The organism is Pseudomonas sp. DCB_BI (assembly GCF_026240995.1).
Taxonomy (GTDB): Bacteria; Pseudomonadota; Gammaproteobacteria; order Pseudomonadales; family Pseudomonadaceae; genus Aquipseudomonas.
Genome location: NZ_JAPFCG010000001.1, coordinates 413,873 through 431,169 on the forward strand (window position 1 = coordinate 413,873; position 17,297 = coordinate 431,169).

General features: G+C 64.0%; 17 protein-coding genes and 1 tRNA gene. 8 read left to right on the plus strand and 10 right to left on the minus strand.

Annotation, left to right across the window (positions count from 1 at the left end; translation table 11 throughout):
• Positions 1–24: 24 nt before the first annotated feature.
• The gene (locus OO258_RS01850; RefSeq protein WP_266028658.1) at positions 25–651 is read right to left on the minus strand and encodes a DNA-3-methyladenine glycosylase family protein; all 627 of its coding nucleotides are present in this window, start codon (positions 649–651) and stop codon (positions 25–27) included.
• 171 nt (positions 652–822) lie between these two features.
• Here OO258_RS01850 and OO258_RS01855 point away from each other — a divergent pair, with 171 nt between their 5' ends.
• Both OO258_RS01855 and OO258_RS01860 read left to right on the plus strand, forming a co-directional pair.
• Positions 823–1,338: a sigma-70 family RNA polymerase sigma factor gene (locus tag OO258_RS01855; RefSeq protein WP_266028659.1), complete on the plus strand. Its 516-nt coding sequence runs from the start codon at positions 823–825 to the stop codon at positions 1,336–1,338.
• Positions 1,325–2,281: a FecR domain-containing protein gene (locus OO258_RS01860; RefSeq protein ID WP_266028660.1), complete on the plus strand. Its 957-nt coding sequence runs from the start codon at positions 1,325–1,327 to the stop codon at positions 2,279–2,281. Before OO258_RS01855 ends, OO258_RS01860 begins: the two co-directional genes overlap by 14 nt.
• Positions 2,282–2,315: 34 nt before the next feature.
• Here OO258_RS01860 and OO258_RS01865 read toward each other — a convergent pair whose 3' ends face one another.
• The 3 genes from OO258_RS01865 to OO258_RS01875 form a co-directional block, all read right to left on the minus strand.
• Entirely contained in the window at positions 2,316–3,473 is a 1,158-nt protein-coding gene (locus tag OO258_RS01865) for an MFS transporter (RefSeq protein WP_266028661.1), read from the minus strand.
• 83 nt (positions 3,474–3,556) lie between these two features.
• Complete coding sequence (locus OO258_RS01870; RefSeq protein ID WP_266028662.1) at positions 3,557–3,694, minus strand: hypothetical protein; 138 nt, start codon at positions 3,692–3,694, stop codon at positions 3,557–3,559.
• A 101-nt stretch (positions 3,695–3,795) separates the two neighbouring features.
• Positions 3,796–5,010 carry an MFS transporter gene (locus OO258_RS01875; protein WP_266028663.1) on the minus strand — a complete coding sequence of 405 codons (1,215 nt, stop codon included), beginning with the start codon at positions 5,008–5,010 and terminating at the stop codon, positions 3,796–3,798.
• A gap of 190 nt (positions 5,011–5,200) precedes the next feature.
• Between OO258_RS01875 and OO258_RS01880 the strand changes: the two genes are divergently transcribed.
• The gene (locus OO258_RS01880; RefSeq protein ID WP_266028723.1) at positions 5,201–6,124 is read left to right on the plus strand and encodes a FecR family protein; all 924 of its coding nucleotides are present in this window, start codon (positions 5,201–5,203) and stop codon (positions 6,122–6,124) included.
• Between the two features lie 95 nt (positions 6,125–6,219).
• Positions 6,220–6,296: transfer RNA gene (locus tag OO258_RS01885), tRNA-Met, on the plus strand.
• 127 nt (positions 6,297–6,423) lie between these two features.
• Here OO258_RS01885 and OO258_RS01890 read toward each other — a convergent pair.
• A complete protein-coding gene (locus tag OO258_RS01890) occupies positions 6,424–7,038 on the minus strand; it encodes a LysE family translocator (RefSeq protein WP_266028664.1) in 615 nt (204 codons plus the stop codon).
• Positions 7,039–7,184: 146 nt separating this feature from the next.
• Between OO258_RS01890 and OO258_RS01895 the strand changes: the two genes are divergently transcribed.
• Positions 7,185–8,102: a LysR substrate-binding domain-containing protein gene (locus OO258_RS01895; protein WP_266028665.1), complete on the plus strand. Its 918-nt coding sequence runs from the start codon at positions 7,185–7,187 to the stop codon at positions 8,100–8,102.
• Here the strand turns inward: OO258_RS01895 and OO258_RS01900 are convergent.
• From OO258_RS01900 to OO258_RS01910, 3 genes are all read right to left on the minus strand, one after another.
• Positions 8,042–8,617, minus strand: a complete 576-nt coding sequence (locus OO258_RS01900) for a D-Ala-D-Ala carboxypeptidase family metallohydrolase (protein ID WP_177410752.1) — start codon at positions 8,615–8,617, stop codon at positions 8,042–8,044. The two genes, OO258_RS01895 and OO258_RS01900, sit on opposite strands and share 61 nt — an antisense overlap.
• Before the next feature lie 65 nt (positions 8,618–8,682).
• Positions 8,683–9,138: a ribosomal protein S18-alanine N-acetyltransferase gene (rimI, locus tag OO258_RS01905; protein WP_266028666.1), complete on the minus strand. Its 456-nt coding sequence runs from the start codon at positions 9,136–9,138 to the stop codon at positions 8,683–8,685.
• Positions 9,135–9,920 carry an energy transducer TonB gene (locus OO258_RS01910; RefSeq protein WP_266028667.1) on the minus strand — a complete coding sequence of 262 codons (786 nt, stop codon included), beginning with the start codon at positions 9,918–9,920 and terminating at the stop codon, positions 9,135–9,137. The genes rimI and OO258_RS01910 overlap by 4 nt, the downstream gene beginning before the upstream one ends.
• A 429-nt stretch (positions 9,921–10,349) precedes the next feature.
• Here OO258_RS01910 and mksB point away from each other — a divergent pair, with 429 nt between their 5' ends.
• The 3 genes from mksB to mksF are packed head-to-tail and all read left to right on the plus strand — an operon-like array spanning position 10,350 to position 15,164.
• Positions 10,350–11,639: an Mks condensin complex protein MksB gene (gene mksB, locus OO258_RS01915; protein ID WP_110746880.1), complete on the plus strand. Its 1,290-nt coding sequence runs from the start codon at positions 10,350–10,352 to the stop codon at positions 11,637–11,639.
• Positions 11,629–12,336: an Mks condensin complex protein MksE gene (gene mksE, locus OO258_RS01920; RefSeq protein ID WP_266028669.1), complete on the plus strand. Its 708-nt coding sequence runs from the start codon at positions 11,629–11,631 to the stop codon at positions 12,334–12,336. Before mksB ends, mksE begins: the two co-directional genes overlap by 11 nt.
• A complete protein-coding gene (mksF, locus tag OO258_RS01925) occupies positions 12,333–15,164 on the plus strand; it encodes an Mks condensin complex protein MksF (RefSeq protein ID WP_266028670.1) in 2,832 nt (943 codons plus the stop codon). Before mksE ends, mksF begins: the two co-directional genes overlap by 4 nt.
• A 547-nt stretch (positions 15,165–15,711) precedes the next feature.
• On the opposite strand, the gene OO258_RS01930 is transcribed toward mksF, so the two are convergent.
• Positions 15,712–16,173 carry a CreA family protein gene (locus tag OO258_RS01930; protein ID WP_110746874.1) on the minus strand — a complete coding sequence of 154 codons (462 nt, stop codon included), beginning with the start codon at positions 16,171–16,173 and terminating at the stop codon, positions 15,712–15,714.
• Entirely contained in the window at positions 16,170–17,288 is a 1,119-nt protein-coding gene (gene proB, locus OO258_RS01935) for a glutamate 5-kinase (protein ID WP_110746871.1), read from the minus strand. Before proB ends, OO258_RS01930 begins: the two co-directional genes overlap by 4 nt.
• Positions 17,289–17,297: the final 9 nt, after the last annotated feature.

The window sequence follows — 17,297 nt, forward strand, 5'->3', positions numbered from 1 at the left end:
GCCGTTACAGGCAATGCCGAAACCTCAGGCCCGCCACAGGTACCAGGCCGCCACAGTGCGGTAAGGCCGCCAGCCGCCGCCCAGCGAGCGCATTTGCGCTGGCGTCGGCGCCTTGTCCAGGCCTTTGAGCCGACGATAGCCCTCGCGCACGCCAAAATCGTCCACCGGCAGAATGTCCGAACGCTCCAGGCTGTAGATCAGCAACATTTCCACCGTCCACCGCCCTACCCCGCGTAACCCTACGAGGCGCTCGATCAACGCCTCGTCGGCCATGGCCAGCGCCGCTTCGCGTGTAGGGACCAGCCCTTCCAGCCGGGCTTGGGCAATGCCTTGGATCGTCGCCATCTTGCTCGCCGAGAAGCCGCAGGCGCGCAGGGTTTGCGGGGCAACCGCCAACAACTGCTCGGGCTGCGGGAACGCATCCTCCGGGAACAGCGCCAGCAACCGCCCGAGGATGGCCTCGGCCGCACGGGCATGCAGCTGCTGGTAGGCAATCGCCCGCACCAGTGCCTCGTACGGTTCGCGCCCAGGCGTAGCCTGGTGCAGACAAGGCCCGGTCGCCGCGATGTGCCGCGACCAGTCCGGGTCCAGTGCCGCCAGGTGTTCGCTGGCTTCGCGGTAAGCCTCAGGGGAAAGGTCGGCCAGAATCATGGCACCTCCATCAGGTCGATTGCAGGTCCAGCTTAGCGCAGCCGTTCATCGGACAAACGCCGGATCTTGCTCGGCTAATTCCTGGCATGCCATTGCCCCGCGCCATCATCCCCGCATAGAATTGAGAACTGTTCACATTCGCACATTCCATGGGACCGGGTCTTCGCAACGATGCAGATCAACGACACGCTCAAACCGGCCGAGGTCGCTCTGCTCTACCAGTCCCACCATGCCTGGCTGCGGGGCTGGCTACGTAGCCGGGTGGGTTGCAGCGAGCACGCTGCCGACCTGGCCCAGGATACCTTCGTGCGCGTGTTGCGCGCGCGCCAGATGTCGCCGCTCAAAGAGCCCCGCGCCTACCTGAGCAGCATCGCCCGTGGCCTGATGATCGACCAGTTCCGCCGTCGGGCCCTGGAGCGGGCTTATCAGGAGAGCCTGGCTCACCTGCCCGAAGCCGAAGTGCCCAGCGAGGAAGATCGGCTGGTCATCCTGGACGCACTGGAACGTCTGGACCGAGCCTTGCACCAACTCAAACCGCGCGCCCGCCAGGCCTTTCTGCTGGCCCAGCTCGACGGTTTGAGCATTGTGCAGATCGCCCAGGATCTGCAAGTGTCCCGAGCGACCATCGAGCGCGACCTCGCCACCGCCCTGCGCGTCTGCTATCGGTTGCGTTATGTCGACGCCTGATGGCACACCTGCGCAGGCGCAGGTTGACCAGGCCATCGACTGGCTGGTGAAGCTGCGCTTCGACAGGCCCTGCCCGCGTACCCAGCAGCAATTTCAGCAATGGCTGGCCAGCCACCCGCACAACCCCTTGGCCTGGCACCGCGTGAGCATGCTCGGTGACGAACTGGCCGGCCTGCCCAAGGACCTGAGCCGGCGCACCCTGGACGGCAGCCAGCAACAACAAAGCAGCCGTCGCAGCCACCTCAAGCTGTTGGCGCTGCTGACCGTGGGCGGCAGCCTGGGCCTGGCTGCGCGTGAGCCGTTGGGCTTGCCTGAACTGCTGGCCGACAGCAGCACCGCTACCGGCGAGCGCCGGCAGTTGCAAGGTAGCGATGGCAGCCGTATCCAGTTGAACACCGCCAGCGCCATCGACCTGCACTACAGCAGTGCGCAGCGCCGGCTGGAGCTGGTACACGGCGAAGTGAGCCTGGAGAGTAACCCCAACGACAATCGCCCGTTTCTGATCGAGACACGCGTCGGTCCGCTGGCCACTGTCGACGGCCAACTGCTGCTGCGAGAAAACAGCCAGGGCCTGCTGCTGGCCGTACGCCGCGGTGCAGTTACGCTGTTTCCTGCATCAGCCACGGCCCGGCAGGTACTGCCAGGTGAGACCTTGCAGGTGTCGGCCAACGGCAGCTTCCAGGCCGTGACGCTGCATAGCGACCCCTGGGGATGGACAGACGGTGTGTTGAGCGTGCAGCAGATGCCGCTTGGGGAATTTGTCGCCGAGTTGGCGCGTTATCGCCCAGGCCTGCTGCGCTGTGCGCCCGAAGTTGCGAACCTGAAGGTGTCTGGCACCTACCAGCTGAGCGATACCGGGGAGATCCTGCAACTGCTCAGCCATAGCCTGCCGGTGCGGGTGGAATACCGCACCCGGTATTGGGTAAGTATTGGAGCAGCTTGACGCCTAGGTGGCCCCGCAGGGCCGCGCAGGCTTGTCAGTCCGCTACCGCTCGCAAGCGCCCCGCAGCGCGGAATGACTGCCGGGCAAAGCACACGAACAACCCAGCCATCAGCGCCAGCGCCATCGGCAAGCCATGCGGCGCCACGCCCATCGCCGCGCCACTGACCAGCGGCCCGACCAGGCTACCTACACCCCACAGCAAACCCACGCTGGCATTGGCGGTTACCAGGTCCTGGCCCTTGAAGCGCTGGCCAATCAGTACCAGTGCCAGGGTATAGATGCCCCCCGCCACTGCGCCCAGTACCACCAGCAGGGGCCACAGCAGCCAGGACATGTTCAGCAGCCACGGCAGGCCGATGCCGATCGCCATCGCCACCAGCCCGCACACCAGGTGCAAGCCGGTACGCTCGACGCGGTCGGCCAGCCAGCCCAGCGGCAGCTGGAACAACATGTCGCCGGCAAACACCACGGTCACCATCAACGCCGCTACGCCCACGGCAAAACCATGGCTGCTGGCATACACCGGCAACAGCGACAGCACCACGGCATCGAAGAACGAGAAGAACAGTACCGCCATGCACAACGACGGTGCCACCCGAAAGAACCCGGCCAGGCCGAAGCTCTTTTCGCCTTCTTCGTGTTCGACATGGTCGTTGGGCACGGTCAGCACGATGCACAGCAGCGCCAGCCCGTAACAGGCGGTCACTACGCCAGTGATCCATGGGCTGTCGGCGCCCAGCACGGCGAGCATGGCCGGGCCGAGTACCTGGAAGCCAGTGAAGCTGGTGGCGTACAGGGCCATGATCTTGCCGCGGTTGTGCTCCGGGCACAGTTCGTTGACCCACGACTCACCAAGGATGATGGCGATACCCATACCCAGCCCCAGGCCCAGACGCAGCAGGGCCAGCAACCACAGCGAGCCGAATGCCGGCTCGAGCAAGGCAATGCTGACCGTGCACAGGCTGAAACACAGCAAGTAGATGGTGCGCCGGGTGAGATGGCGGCAGCAGGCATCCACCAGAAATGCCGAGAGCATCATGCCTGCCGCCGGGATGGCCGAGAGGATGCCGATTTCCAGGGTGCTCGCCCCCGCCTCATGCAGGCGCAACGAAACCAGCGGCAGGCTGGCCCCCAGGCTGAAACCCACTACCGATACGGCGAACAACAGGCCCGCCAGCAAACGCTTGTTCATGTACCACTCCTTGCCAACCTAAAAGACGTGCAGACACAGGCGCGCACGCCGGGATGGCGGGCGACGCGAAAGCGCAGATCAGTTCAGGCGAGATGTGGCGAGAAGGTGAAGGCAAACAGCACGCTGCGGCGGCGCTTGAGCACCGTGTCGCTCGGCCACGCACGACGCAGGGCCTGGAGGGCAGGCTGACGGGCGCTGGGCAGGGACTGGGAACGGCGCATTGCGTTGGCTACTTTGTGGGCATTGAAAAAAGAGGCGGCACTCTAGGCCAACAGTGATCAAATCGTCAATTGTCGGGGCTGCAGGGCAGCCCCCGACACTTTCACCGCTTGCCAGTGCTTGGCAAGAACACCGCCAGCAGCCCGAACAACGGCAGGAACGAGCACACCCCATAGACATACTCGATGCCACGCAGGTCCGCCACATACCCCAGCAGCGCCGCGCCGATCCCGCCAAAGCCGAACATCAGCCCGAAGAAAATCCCGGCAATCATGCCCACGCTGCCCGGCACCAGTTCCTGCGCGTACACCACAATCGCGGAAAACGCAGACGCCAGGATAAAGCCGATCACCACGCTCAACACCGTGGTCCAGAACAGGTCGGCATACGGCAGCGCCAGGGTGAATGGCGTCACGCCCAGGATCGAGAACCAGATCACCGCCTTGCGCCCGATGCGGTCACCGATCGGTCCGCCAAAGAAGGTACCGGCCGCCACCGCACCGAGGAACAGGAACAGGTGCAACTGTGAGCTGGCCACCGACACATCGAACTTCTCGATCAGGTAGAAGGTGAAGTAGCTGGTGAAGCTGGCCATGTAGAAGTACTTGGAGAACACCAGCAGGCCCAGCACGATCAGCGCCGCGATCACGCGCTTGCGCGAAATGCCATGGGTGGCCTGCACCGCCTTGCGGGCCTTGGCCTGGTTGAGGTGTTCCTTGTACCAGCCACGCAGCATCAGGGTGACGCCAAGGAAGAACAGCGCGGCCACGCCAAACCAGGCGACATGGGTCTGGCCGAACGGGATCACGATGGCCGCTGCCAGCAACGGGCCCAAAGCGGAACCGGTGTTGCCGCCAACCTGGAACGTGGACTGGGCCAGGCCAAAGCGCCCGCCCGAAGCCAGCCGCGCGATACGCGAGGTTTCTGGGTGGAAGGCTGACGAACCAATGCCGACCAGCGCTGACGCCAGCAAGATCATCGGGAAGCTGCCGACGAACGCCAGCATCACGATACCTACCAGTGTGCACAGGGTGCCGAGCGGCAAAAGGTTGGGCGTCGGCCGACGGTCGGTGAAAAAGCCAACCCAGGGCTGCAACAACGAGGCGGTGATCTGGAAGGTCAGGGTGATCAGGCCAATCTGGGCGAAGCTCAGGTTGTAGTTGGCCTTGAGCATCGGGTAGATCGCCGGCAATACCGACTGGATCAGGTCGTTGATCAGATGCGCCAGGGCACAGAAACCAATGATGCGCATCACCAGAGGCGTGGCTTGGCTTGCCGCTGCCTGGGTGGATGCGGTGGAGGCACTACTGGTGGCCATTGGGCTGAATCTCCGTCCTCGGGTTGGGATCCGATTATCGGGAAACAAATAGATACATAGCTACCTTTTTTATCCCCTTATCGCCGCGTACTTGAAAATGGTTCTCAATATAATTAGCATCCTTGTCCAATCATCCCTGTCATCGTTGGGCAAATAGCCCCTATCGTGAGCAGACCGACCCATGAACCCGATGCCCGCCAAGCAGCTGAAGCCCGACCCACAGCAGGAAGCGCTGGAGTGGTTTTCAGTGCTGCGCCAGCCCGGTTGCGACGAAACCCAGCGCCAGGCATTCGGGGCGTGGTGCCAGGTAGCGCAGAACGCCCACGCCTACACCGAACTGGAGGCGTTCTGGCAACAGCTGCAACCAGCACCCGCCCGACCTCGCCCACGACCAATAACCGTGCGCCGCAGCCATTTGGGCAAATGGCTGGCGCTGGTCTTCTTGCTAGGGCTGGGGACTGCCGCTTACCTGTACTGGCCGCTGATGCAGCGCCTGGCTAGCGAGCTGCACACTGATACGGGTGAGCGCCGTAGCACACGCCTGGCAGATGGCACCACCTTGAACCTGGACAGCGCCAGCGCGATGAACGTCGACCTGCGCGGCCGCACCCGTCAGCTGCATCTGGTGCAGGGCCAGGTCTATCTGGAGGTCATGCTCGACGGGCGTGCCATGGAAGTGGCTGTGGGTAACGCGCGCATCCAGGTATACGGCACCCGCCTACAGGTAGCCCGCCACGCCAACCATGACGAACTCGTGGTACTCACTGGCAAGGCCATGGTGGTTCAGGGTGGCGAGCAGCGCCTGGTCTCGGCGGGTGAGCGCGTCACGTTCGACGACACCCGCATCGGCCCGCTGCAGAAGGTTGACCTGAAGACCGCCGATAGCTGGCGCAACGGCCGCCTGAAGGCCATCGACATGCCATTGGGGCAGGTGCTGGAGCGCTTGGCCAGGTATCAGGGGCAGCGGCTGTGGCTGGTAGATGAACAAGTGGCCCATCGCCGTGTCAGCGGCGACTTCAACCTGGACCGGGCTGGCGAAACCCTGCAATCCCTGGCTGCCGCCCAGCATCTGCAGCTACACCGGGTGCTCGGGCACTGGCTTGTGGTGCGCTGAAACCAGGCCTGGCCGCTAAGTTTTTGAAAGCGTGCAAATTTTTTTTGAAATGAGTGTTGACAGGGGGGCCGTTCAAGAGAATAATGCGCGCCATCGGCTACATAGCTCAGTTGGTTAGAGCATAGCATTCATAATGCTGGGGTCCGGGGTTCAAGTCCCTGTGTAGCCACCAAACAAGACGAAGGGCTTACCGCAAGGTAAGCCCTTTTTCTTTGCCTGAGAGAAAGTTACCGCATCGAAGGCAGCCACTGCACACACAAGGGTTTGCAATGGCCCCCACCCCGCCTCCGATCGTCGTCTCAGCGAATACCGCTCACCGCCACCGTCAAGCCAAGCCCGATCAACGCCAGGCCTATCACCCGGTCCACCAGCAGTTGCCGGTCGATCATCGCCTTGCGCAAGGGCGCGCTGGAAAAAAACACCGCCACCAGGCTGAACCACAACCAGTGGGCAAGGGACATGAACGCACCGTAGGCAAACGCCAGCTTCAACGAGCTGCCGGGTTGCACCACTTGGGTGAAGGCACTGATGGCGAACAACATGGTTTTGGGGTTCAGGGCATTGGTCAGAAAGCCGATGCGAAGGGCTTGCAGCACGGTGGCAGTGGAACGCTCGCCACCCTCCAGGCTGATGCGCCCGGTGTTGGTCAGTGATTTGTAGCCCAGGTAAATGAGATAACCGGCGCCCAATACCTTCATGGCCATGAACAGTACCGGGGTCTGACTGATGATCACGGCGATGCCCAGCACCGTGTACAACACATGCACCTGTACTCCCAATGCGATACCGACCGCGGCCGCCAGCCCGGCCTGGCGGCCTTGTGCATAACTGCTGCGAGTGACCATGGCGAAATCGGCGCCAGGGCTGATGACGGCGAGCAAGGTGAACAGGGTGACGGCGATGAGTTCGGTCATGCAAATGGCGCTCGATAGACGATGAAAATACACAGACGGGGTGATTATCGAGGGCTTATGAACGCGTAAAAATCGATTTATAGTGAGGCATATCTGATAGTTTTTCTCACACAGTCATAATGCCAGTGCCGGCCAAAAGGGATGCCATGAAACTGCCGCCACTCAACGCCTTCCGCTACTTCGACATTGCCGCCCGGACCGAGAGCTTCGTGCGCGCCGCTGAGCAGTTGCACGTCACCCACGGCGCGGTCAGCCGCCAAATACGCCTGCTGGAAGAAAACCTTGGCATGGAGCTGTTCGAACGCCGCAACCGGGCCATTTTCCTCACCCCTGCCGGCCGCGCCCTGCAAGGCACCACCCAGGCGATTTTCGAGCAGCTGGAAGGCGCCGTGCAGCGCTTGCAGCACCAGGCCCGCGACAATGTGCTTGTGCTGTCCTGCGAGCCGACCATCGCCATGCGCTGGCTGATCCCGCGGCTGCCCCGCTTTCATACCGCCCATCCCGACCTGCAGTTGCACCTGGTGGCTGCCGGCGGGCCGCTGGACTTCGCCCGCACTGGGGTCGACATGGCCATCCGCCGTGACGACTTCCACTGGAACAACCAGCTGTTCAGCCAGAAGGTCTGCGATGAATGGATCGGTCCGGTGTGCCACCCCGCCGCCAGCGCCAGACTCGATGGCCAACGGCTGCTGCACAGCACCACCCGCCCTGCTGCCTGGCCCACCTGGCTGCGCCTGAGCGGGCAACAGGCGCGGCACTGCGAACGCAGCGACTACGAGCATTTCTACCTGTCGATCCAGGCCGCCAGCGCCGGCCTGGGCTTGGCCATGGCCTCAGCCCTGATGGTGTGCGACGAACTCGACAGCGGGCAGTTGCAGGCGCCATTCGGCTTCGTCCGCGACGGCTCGGCCTATCACCTGCTCAGCGCGCAGCCCTTGGCTGACAGCGGCAAGCGCCAGCGTTTCGCGGAGTGGGTGATGGAGGAATGCCAGGGCTGCCTGGCTCATTTGGGCTTGATGCAGAACGATGACCCGGCGCTGCCGTCACCACCCCAGGTGCGATAACCGGCAGTATCCACATGGATGCGGCCTGACGGGTAGCGCCCCAAGCCCATGTTCCACGCCTGGCCGTGTTGCTGCCAGAAGCGACACAGCGGGTTAGGATCGGCCCAGGCGGGCAGCAGCACATCAACGGCAAAAGCGCGGGTATGAGCACTGTTGGCCGCTCCGCCAGCGCAGGTGTTCAGCCGCGGCTCACGGTAGGCCGACACCACTTCGAACTGGCGCAGGACGCCTTGGTCGTCGAGGGTCTTGAGCAATGAAAGGGTCGAACGTACGGCTGGCCAGTTGCTGGCGGGCGGCACCGCGAAGGGCGACGCGTGGCACAGCTTCCAGTCCGAAGCCGAGCGTAGCAACTGGTGGATGGGCACTACGCCGTACAGGCGGGCATCCACAAGCATTTCACGGAAGGGCCGGGTTTGATGGTCGCCTGCCCATTGGGCGAACATCCAGACATCACGTTCATCGGCATGGGCAGCACTTGCTGCCAGCAGGCATGCGCTCAGAAACAGCTTCCTCATCCTTTACCCGTCCGTGCATGGCAATCCTGGTCTTCTGACTTTAGCGCGATACCCGTGGACGTGGATCAGTCTTCAAGCAAGGTGCAAGCCATGACCAGGGCGTCCTCACGGCCACCGGCGATCGGGTAGTAATCACGGCGGCGGCCGATTTCGTTGAAACCGTAACGCTCGTACAACCGGTAGGCCGACTGGTTGCTGGCGCGCACCTCCAGGAAGCATTCGCGGCCATTGAGCTGGTAAGCACGGGCCATCAGGTGCTCAAGCAGGCGCAAGCCGAGCCCGCAGCCCTGGTTTTCCGGCTTGACGGTGATGTTGAGCAGGTGCGCCTCGTCGATGATCACGTTGATCACCCCATGGCCCACTTGCTGCTGGCCATCGAACATCAGCCACACTTCGTACGATTTGAGCGCATCCTGAAAGATCCCGCGGGTCCAGGGGTGACTGAACGCGGCATATTCGATCTTAAGTACGGCATCCAGATCCGCCTCGGTCATCGGGCGAAAACTGATCGATTCACTCATTCAACGCTCTTCCAGCGCGCCATCAGCTGGCGCATGGCTTTCCAGACGTCCGCCTTGCGCTGCGGCTCGTCCATCAACAGTTCAAGGCCCGGCAAGGCCCAGGCGTCGCCCAGGCCGTCGAGCTTCAGGGTTTGGTAATAGGCTTCGGCGTCGGCATTGGCAGCAAAGCGCGCTGCTGGCAGGCCGACCAGCCACAGGCAGGTGCACGGGGCGTCTTCCAGGCGCGCCTGGACAAAGCCCTGGACGAAATCGCGGGCGGCTTCCGGGCCCTGGTCCATGTTGCCGCGCACCAGCAGCGGCCAGCGCACCGGTTCGCCGATGATCTGCGGGGCGTCGGGCAGGCCGGCGGCGCGTAGCATGTCCTTGAGCAGCAGGTAGGACGGGTCGCGGCTCTGGAACGGCTGACCGGTGGCCAGCTCCACCAGCAGCAGGCAGCTGCCGGCACGCAACAACTGCAGCGCGAAACGTGGCGGCGGCACGGGGGCCGGGCGTGGAGGTGCAGGTTGCTCCTCGGCCTCGACAGGCTTGGCGGCAGGCTTGGGCGCACTGCCCGGGCGCGGGATCTCGATTTTCGGTCGCTCGCCGGAGCGGGCCTGGGGCGCGACCGGTGCCTCGTTGCCCGCGGGTGTCGGCCGAACTTCGAAATCGATGTCTTCGACCGGCGCCACCGGCAGCAGCAACTCGGGCCGCGACGGTGCGGCGAACGGCAGTTCGGCGCGCGGCAGCCAGTGCACCACTTGCATGGCGGAAAGGAAGGCGCGGCGACGGGGTTCGGTCAGCAAGGGGCGGATATCCGAGGGGCTCAAGACAGTTGGGCATTCTAACGTGTACGCCGTGGCTTTTGCAGCGCCTATCAGACCGAGCGCCGCCCGCGCGGCGCATCGCGACGCAAGGCCGCTCCCACATTTGTTTCGGGCCAGTCATGCCTGTGCCATTGGCGCGCGTACCCTGGGTGCACGACGCGATATCGAAGGGGACAAGCAAGGGACCGCGCGCCAATGGATCAGGATTGATTGGCCCGAAACAAATGTGGGAGCGGCCTTGCGTCGCGATGCGCCGCGCGGGCGGCGCTCGATCTCCACACCACCACAAAAACAACGCCATACACCCACAAACAAAAAGGTTATCTCTCATTACAGACCAAGGGGTGAAAACCTCCCCCCCGGATGCAGTACAATCGCCCCCTTTTTCTTGGCAACGAGTCGAAGCCAATGATCGAACCCAAGCGCGTCCTGCGCGCCCTAGCCGAACACTGGGCCCTGATCGAGCCGCTGTGCGAGCGTTTCGACCAGGGCACCCTGAGCCTGGTCGAACTGCGCCAGCATGTGGCCCGCCAGCAGGTCGAGAGTACCCCGCAGGACATCACCCAGCTGCTCGACGTGTGGATCCGCCTGGATATCCTGGTCCCGGTGGCAAAGAGCCCGAACCGTTTCGAGCTCAACGCGCAGATCCACGACTTCCTCGCCTACCTGCGCCGCGAACACCGCCTGGGCCTGTGCCTGGAGATCGAGGCCTACCTGCGCCACCTGGAGCGCCTTGCCGGGCACATCCAGGATGCCTTCGACAACCGTGACAGTGACGACCTGGCACGCCAACTGCGCCTGCTCGACATGCGCGTGCGCGATGTGCTGAAAAAGCTCGACAATGACGAACAGGCGCTGGTGGCCGTAGCCGAACGGGCCAAGACCAGCAACCGGCAGATTCCCCTGCGCCAGCGTTATGCCGAAGTACTGGCGACCTGGGACGAATATGTCGAGCCGATGATCCAGCTGGTCAACGCCGACGGGGCCTTCGAGCAAGGCGTGCGCAAGGTCGAGACCGTGCTGCTGAAACTGCTGGGTGAACAGGCGCGCCTGGGCCACCTGGTCGACGACGACATGCTGCTACGTACCCATGCGCGCATCCTGGAAATGCAGACCAGCGCCCAGCTGACCTTGCGCCACGCCCGCGAACTGCTGCTGCCGCTACGCGAAGAAGCGCGCCGGCACAACGCCGTCACCCGTGGCGCCGCCTTGGCCCTGTCGGTGATCCGGCGCAAAGGCATCGATGCCGTGCCTCAAGCGGCCATGCCGATGTTTACCCGCCCGCAAAGCACCTTCCTCGGCAGCGCTAGCCAGGTCGAAGCCTATGTGTACGCCCTGGCCCGTTTCGAGCCCAAGCCAGCGCGCTTCCCCAAGGCCCACAAGACCCAGTCCGGCGCCCTGCCCCGGGCCCCACGCACCGTCAAGGAAATGGCCGAACGCTGCGAGCAGGCCTTGCCGCTGCCCGACCTGATGGTCTGGCTGCTGGAGCAGGAGCCCGACGGTGCCACCGACGAACTGCTGTACTGGTTCTCACGCCTGTCGCGGGAAAAGCGCTTCAAGCGCGAACGCCTCGACCGCCGCGAGTACACCACCCAGGAACACCTGGTCAGCCTGCGTTCGTTCGCCCTGACCTCCAGCCGCGAAGACGCCGCCAGCGCGCCTACCGAACCCAACGCGAGCCCAGCCCATGCATCTTGATCTTTCCGAACTGTCCCAGCTCGCGCCGATCTTCCGCGAGCTGTTCAAAGGCTTCCACGTCAGCCGCCGCGACCCCGAGCTGTACGCCCAGCTGTCGAACTTCCAGGACCAGTACCGCACCCTGTTCAAGGCCCTGGGCTTCGAACTGGTGTGCGATACCCGTGGCTTCTACTACTTCGTCCCGGACATGACCGCCGCGCAGGTCAACAAGACCGCGCAGCGCCTGTCGCTGTTCACCTTCATCCTGGTCGAGCACCTGGCTGACCAGGGCCGCGACCCGATGGCCGTGCTCGACGGCGGCAGCATCGGCCGCGACGAACTGCCCTCGCTGCTGGACAAGTACCGCGACCTGTTCCTGCAGGCTGAAGTGCAGACCGTGGACGAGCTGGAAGAGAAAATCCTGCGCCGCATGACTCAACTCGGCTTCGCCCATGAAGAAGGCGGCATCTACCGTTTTCTGCCGCCGATGCACCGCTTCCTCGATGTGTGCCTGTCGGTACAGCAGGACCGCGACCTGGCCGCCACCCTGCACAGCGCCTTGCCGCTGCCGACGCCGGTACTGGTCGAGGAAGAAAGCCCCGAAGAACTCAACCGCACCGACGACCCGCTCGACCTCACGCCTTTCGAGGGCGAGGAAAGCGAAGAGGACGCCCTGGCCCGGGCCATCCGCGAAGAGCAACAGGAGATTGACGCATGAGCCAGGAACGCTACGGCATCCGCCGCTTTGCATTGCTCAACACCGCCGGCTACAGCCTTGGCCTGTTCCCGCTGGAGCAACCACTGTCGGTGTACGGCGCCAACAACCTGGGTAAATCGGCGTCGATCAACGCGCTGCAGTTCCCGATCCTGGCGCGCATGTCGGACATGAGCTTCGGCAAGTACAGCCTCGAGCAGTCACGCCGTTTCTACTTCGCCAGCGACACCTCGTACATTCTCTGCGAGCTGAGCCTACCCCACGGCCCGCACGTAATCGGCGTGGTCGGCCGCGGCCCGGGCGGCGGTTTCGGCCACCAGTTCTTTGCCTACAAGGGCGAGCTGGACCTGGCCCATTACCAGAAGAACGACACCTGCCTGCGCCAGAAAGAGCTGTTCACCAACCTTGAGCGCCTCGGTATCAAGGCCTATGAGCTGAAGCCGGACGAGCTGCGCCGGTTGCTGGTGGGCGGCCACACTTCGGTGCCGCTGGACCTGACCATGATTCCGCTGCGCTCCACCAGCGAGCAAAGCCTGAAAACCTTCCGCGCGCTGTTCATCAACCTGCTGCACATGCGCGAAATCACCGCGGCCAAGCTGAAGCAGCTGTTCCTCGACGCCTTCGAGCACAGCCTGCGCTCTGGCAGCGTCGACTACATCGCTGCCTGCGAAGAGGCCTTCCGCGACGTGCGCCGCATGGAGCAGGACTACAACGCCCTGGTTGCTGCCGGCCCGCTGGTCGAGGCCCTGGCGGGCGGTGTGGCCCAGCGCGATATCCTGCGCGGCAAGCTGCACCGCATTTCTCCGGTGCTCGACACCCTGCTGGGCACCTGGCAGGAATACGCCATGGCGCGCAAGGAAGAGCTGGTAATCCAGTCCGAGCACTACCGTGGCGAGCAGGACCGGCTGCAGAACGATCAGCGCGGTGGCACTCAGGAGCTGATGCGCCTGGAACGCGAAATCACCGGTATCCAGCGCTGGCTGGGGGAGCTGTCGGTGCTCAAGCACCGCTTTGCCCTGGTCGATGACGTCAAGGTCCTGGAGCAGCAACTGCTGGCCGCCAAGGACGCCCACGACGAATTGGCCGGCGCCCTGGCCCAGTCGCGGCAGTTCAGCGCCGAAGACCTCGACGAGCGCGTGCGCGACCTGGAAAAGCGCCTGAAGCAGGTCAGGCAACAACTCGACCACGCCGACAACAACAGCTACGCCCGTCTGCGCGAAGAGTTCTCCCAGCAGGACGTCGACCGCCTGATGCGCCTGTTCAACGGCGCGCTGTTCAGCCTGCCGCTGGGCGATCGTGGCATAGAACTGGACGATAGCGACCTGTGGGTCAAGTCGTTGGAAGCGGTACTGGACGGTTTCAAGGGCGAGCGCTTCGAAGCCCCGGGCCTGGCCATCGACCTGACCAACATCGACCCGCCGGCACTGCAGGCGCTGGCCGACCGCGCGGCCCTGCGCGACCAGAAAGAGCGCCTGGAAAAAGAGCTGAAACAGCTCAAGACCCAGCAGGCCGTAGCCGCTGACCGCTCCGCCTCCAAGGCGCAGACCGAAACCCTGTACCAAGAAGTGCTGGACGCGCAGAAGGCGCTGGAAGACTTCCGCCGCAGCGAAACCCTCGCTGCCGAAGAACCAGAGAAGCTGGAACAGCTGTCGCAGCTGGAAGCCGCCCAGGACGAACTCAAGCGCTCCAGCGATGCCTTCACCGAGCGCGTCCAGCAGCTGTCGGCCAAGCTGCAGCTGGTCGGCCGCCAGATCGGCGATCTCGAATCCAAGCAGCGCACCCTGGAAGACGCCCTGCGCCGTCGCCAGCTGCTGCCGGCCGACCTGCCCTACGGTACGCCGTTCATGGAAGCCATCGACGACTCGATGGACAACCTGCTGCCGCTGCTCAACGACTATCAGGACAGCTGGCAGGGCCTGCAACGCGTCGACAACCAGATCGAAGCGCTCTACGCGCAGGTGCGCCTGAAAGGCGTTGCCAAGTTCGACAGCGAAGACGACATGGAGCGCCGCCTGCAACTGCTGGTGAACGCCTATGCCCACCGTACCGACGAAGCCCTGACCCTGGCCAAGGCCCGCCGCGCGGCGGTTACCGACATTGCCCGGACCCTGCGCAACATCCGCAGCGACTACGACAGCCTCGAGCACCAGTTGGCCCTGTTCAACCGTGAGATCAACAAGCGCCAAGTGTCCAACCTGGAAAGCTTCCGCGTGGTGCTGGCGCCGAACAAGGAAGCGCTCAAGCACATCGACCAGATCATCCACAGTGCTGGCCAGTACGAAGAAGGCGAAACCCTGTCGGTGTTCGACTTGACCCAAAGCGCCGAGCAGGACAACAAGAACGAAGAGGCCAAGGAGTACCTGGCGCGGCTGGTGGCGGCCAACCACAACCAGTTGGGCTTGAAGGATCTGTTCGAGTTGGCGTTCGAGATCACCAAGGTCAACGGCCAGCCGATCATCCACGCGGACATTGACGGTGCGGCGTCCAACGGCACCACCATGACCATCAAGGCGCTGACCAACATGTACTTGTTGCTGCACCTGATGGACCGCGACCTGGCTGGGCGCATCCGCCTACCGTACTATCTGGACGAAGCGGCAGACATTGACGAACGCAACCAGGCGGCACTGCTGGAAACCAGCCTGCAACTGGGCTTCGTACCGATTCTGGCGAGTGTGAAGCCGCAGGTATCGGCGCGTGTTGCGATCGACCTGGAAGGTGGCAGCGGGCCGAATGGCATCTACATCGACGAGGCGGACTGGAAGTTCATCAGCCGTCTGGATGAGGTGAAGGCGGTTGTGCGCGAGGACCAGGCCGAGGAACTGGCCTGATATTGGGTATTGGGGCCGCTTTGCGGCCCATTCGCGGGACAAGCCCGCTCCCACAGGTTCCTCGTAGACCTTGAAGCCTGCGTAGTACCTGTAGGAGCGGGCTTGCCCCGCGAATGGCGGCCGCAGGCCTCCCGGCAACCCACCAGCCCCCACAGCCCCCCGCAGTCCTTGAAACCTGCATAGCACTTGTGGGAGCGGGCTTGCCCCGCGAATGGAGGCCGCAGGCCTCCCGGCAACCCACCAGCCCCCACAGCCCCTCGCAGTCCTTGAAGCCTGCATAGTACTTGTGGGAGCGGGCTTGCCCCGCGAATGGAGGCCGCAGGCCTCCCGGCAACCCACCAGCCCCCCCACAGGCCCCTCGCAGTCCTTGAAGCCTGCATAGCACTTGTGGGAGCGGGCTTGCCCCGCGAATGGAGGCCGCAGGCCTCCCGGCAACCCACCAGCCCCCCACAGGCCCCTCGCAGTCCTTGAAGCCTGAATAGCACTTGTGGGAGCGGGCTTGCCCCGCGAATGGAGGCCGCAGGCCTCCTGGCAACCTACCAGGCTATCAATGAGCCCAAGGCAGTATCGGAATTGCAGTTACCGCGTTCTGCGGGCTGCCCTCGATCATGCGGTCGCTGTACACCAGGTACACCAGCGTATTGCGTTTCTTGTCCAGAAAGCGCACCACCTGCATGGTCTTGAACACCAGCGAGGTGCGCTCCTTGAACACCTCCTCGCCATCTTTCAACTCACCCTTGAAATTGATCGGCCCGACCTGACGGCAGGCGATCGAAGCCTCCGCGCGGTCTTCCGCCAAGCCCAAGCCCCCCTTCACGCCGCCGGTCTTGGCACGCGACAGGTAGCAGGTCACGCCCTCGACCTTGGGGTCGTCAAAGGCCTCGACCACAATCCGGTCGTTCGGCCCAAGAAACTTGAACACGGTGGACACCTGGCCGATCTCCTCAGCCCCGGCCAGCATAGGCAGCGCCAAAGCCACCACGGCAATCGCGCGCGTGAAGAGGCTCATACCAGCACCAGGTTGTCGCGGTGGACCAGTTCAGGCTCGGCGATATAGCCCAGGGCCGCTTCGATGGCATCCGACGGCTGGCCAATGATCTTCTGCGCCTCCAGGGCGCTGTAGTTAGCCAGCCCACGAGCCACCTCGACACCGTCCGGGCCGACGCACACCACCATCTCGCCACGGCGGAAGCTGCCTTGCACGGTCTTGACACCAACCGGCAACAGGCTCTTGTTGGCCTGGCGCAGCGCCTGCACGGCACCGGCATCCAGCACCAGGGTGCCACGGGTTTGCAGGTGGCCGGCCAGCCACTGCTTGCGCGCAGCGAGCATGCCGCGCTCGGGCGACAGCAAGGTACCCAGCCGCTCGCCAGCCTTGAGGCGGTCGAGCACGCGCTCGATGCGGCCACCAATGATGATGGTATGGGCACCGGAACGGGCGGCCAGGCGGGCGGCGCGCAGCTTGGTCTGCATGCCGCCACGGCCCAGGGCACCACCGGTACCACCGGCCACGGCATCCAGCGTCGGGTCGTCGGCACGGGCTTCGTAGATCAGCTGGGCTTCGGGGTTGTTGCGCGGGTCGGCGTCGAACATGCCGTCACGGTCGGTAAGGATCACCAGCAAGTCAGCCTCGACCAGGTTGGCCACCAGCGCCGCGAGGGTGTCGTTGTCGCCGAAGCGGATCTCGTCGGTGACCACGGTGTCGTTTTCGTTGATCACCGGCACCACACCCAGGTCGACCAGGGTACGCAGCGTGCTGCGGGCGTTCAGGTAACGCTTGCGGTCGGACAAGTCGTCATGGGTCAGCAGGATCTGCGCAGTGTGCTTGCCGTGTTCGCCGAAGCTCGATTCCCAGGCCTGTACCAGACGCATCTGGCCGATCGAGGCAGCCGCCTGCAGCTCGTTCATCGCGCTCGGTCGCGAGGTCCAGCCCAGCTGGCTCATGCCGGCAGCCACGGCCCCGGAGGAGACCAGTACCAACTCCACGCCTGCCTCACGCAGCGCGACCATCTGCTCGACCCAAACGGCCATGGCACCGCGGTCGAGGCCCTTGCCATCGGCGGTCAGCAGAGCACTGCCAATCTTCACGACCCAGCGCTTGGCGCCCGTCACCTTGCTTCGCATCTTCTTCCA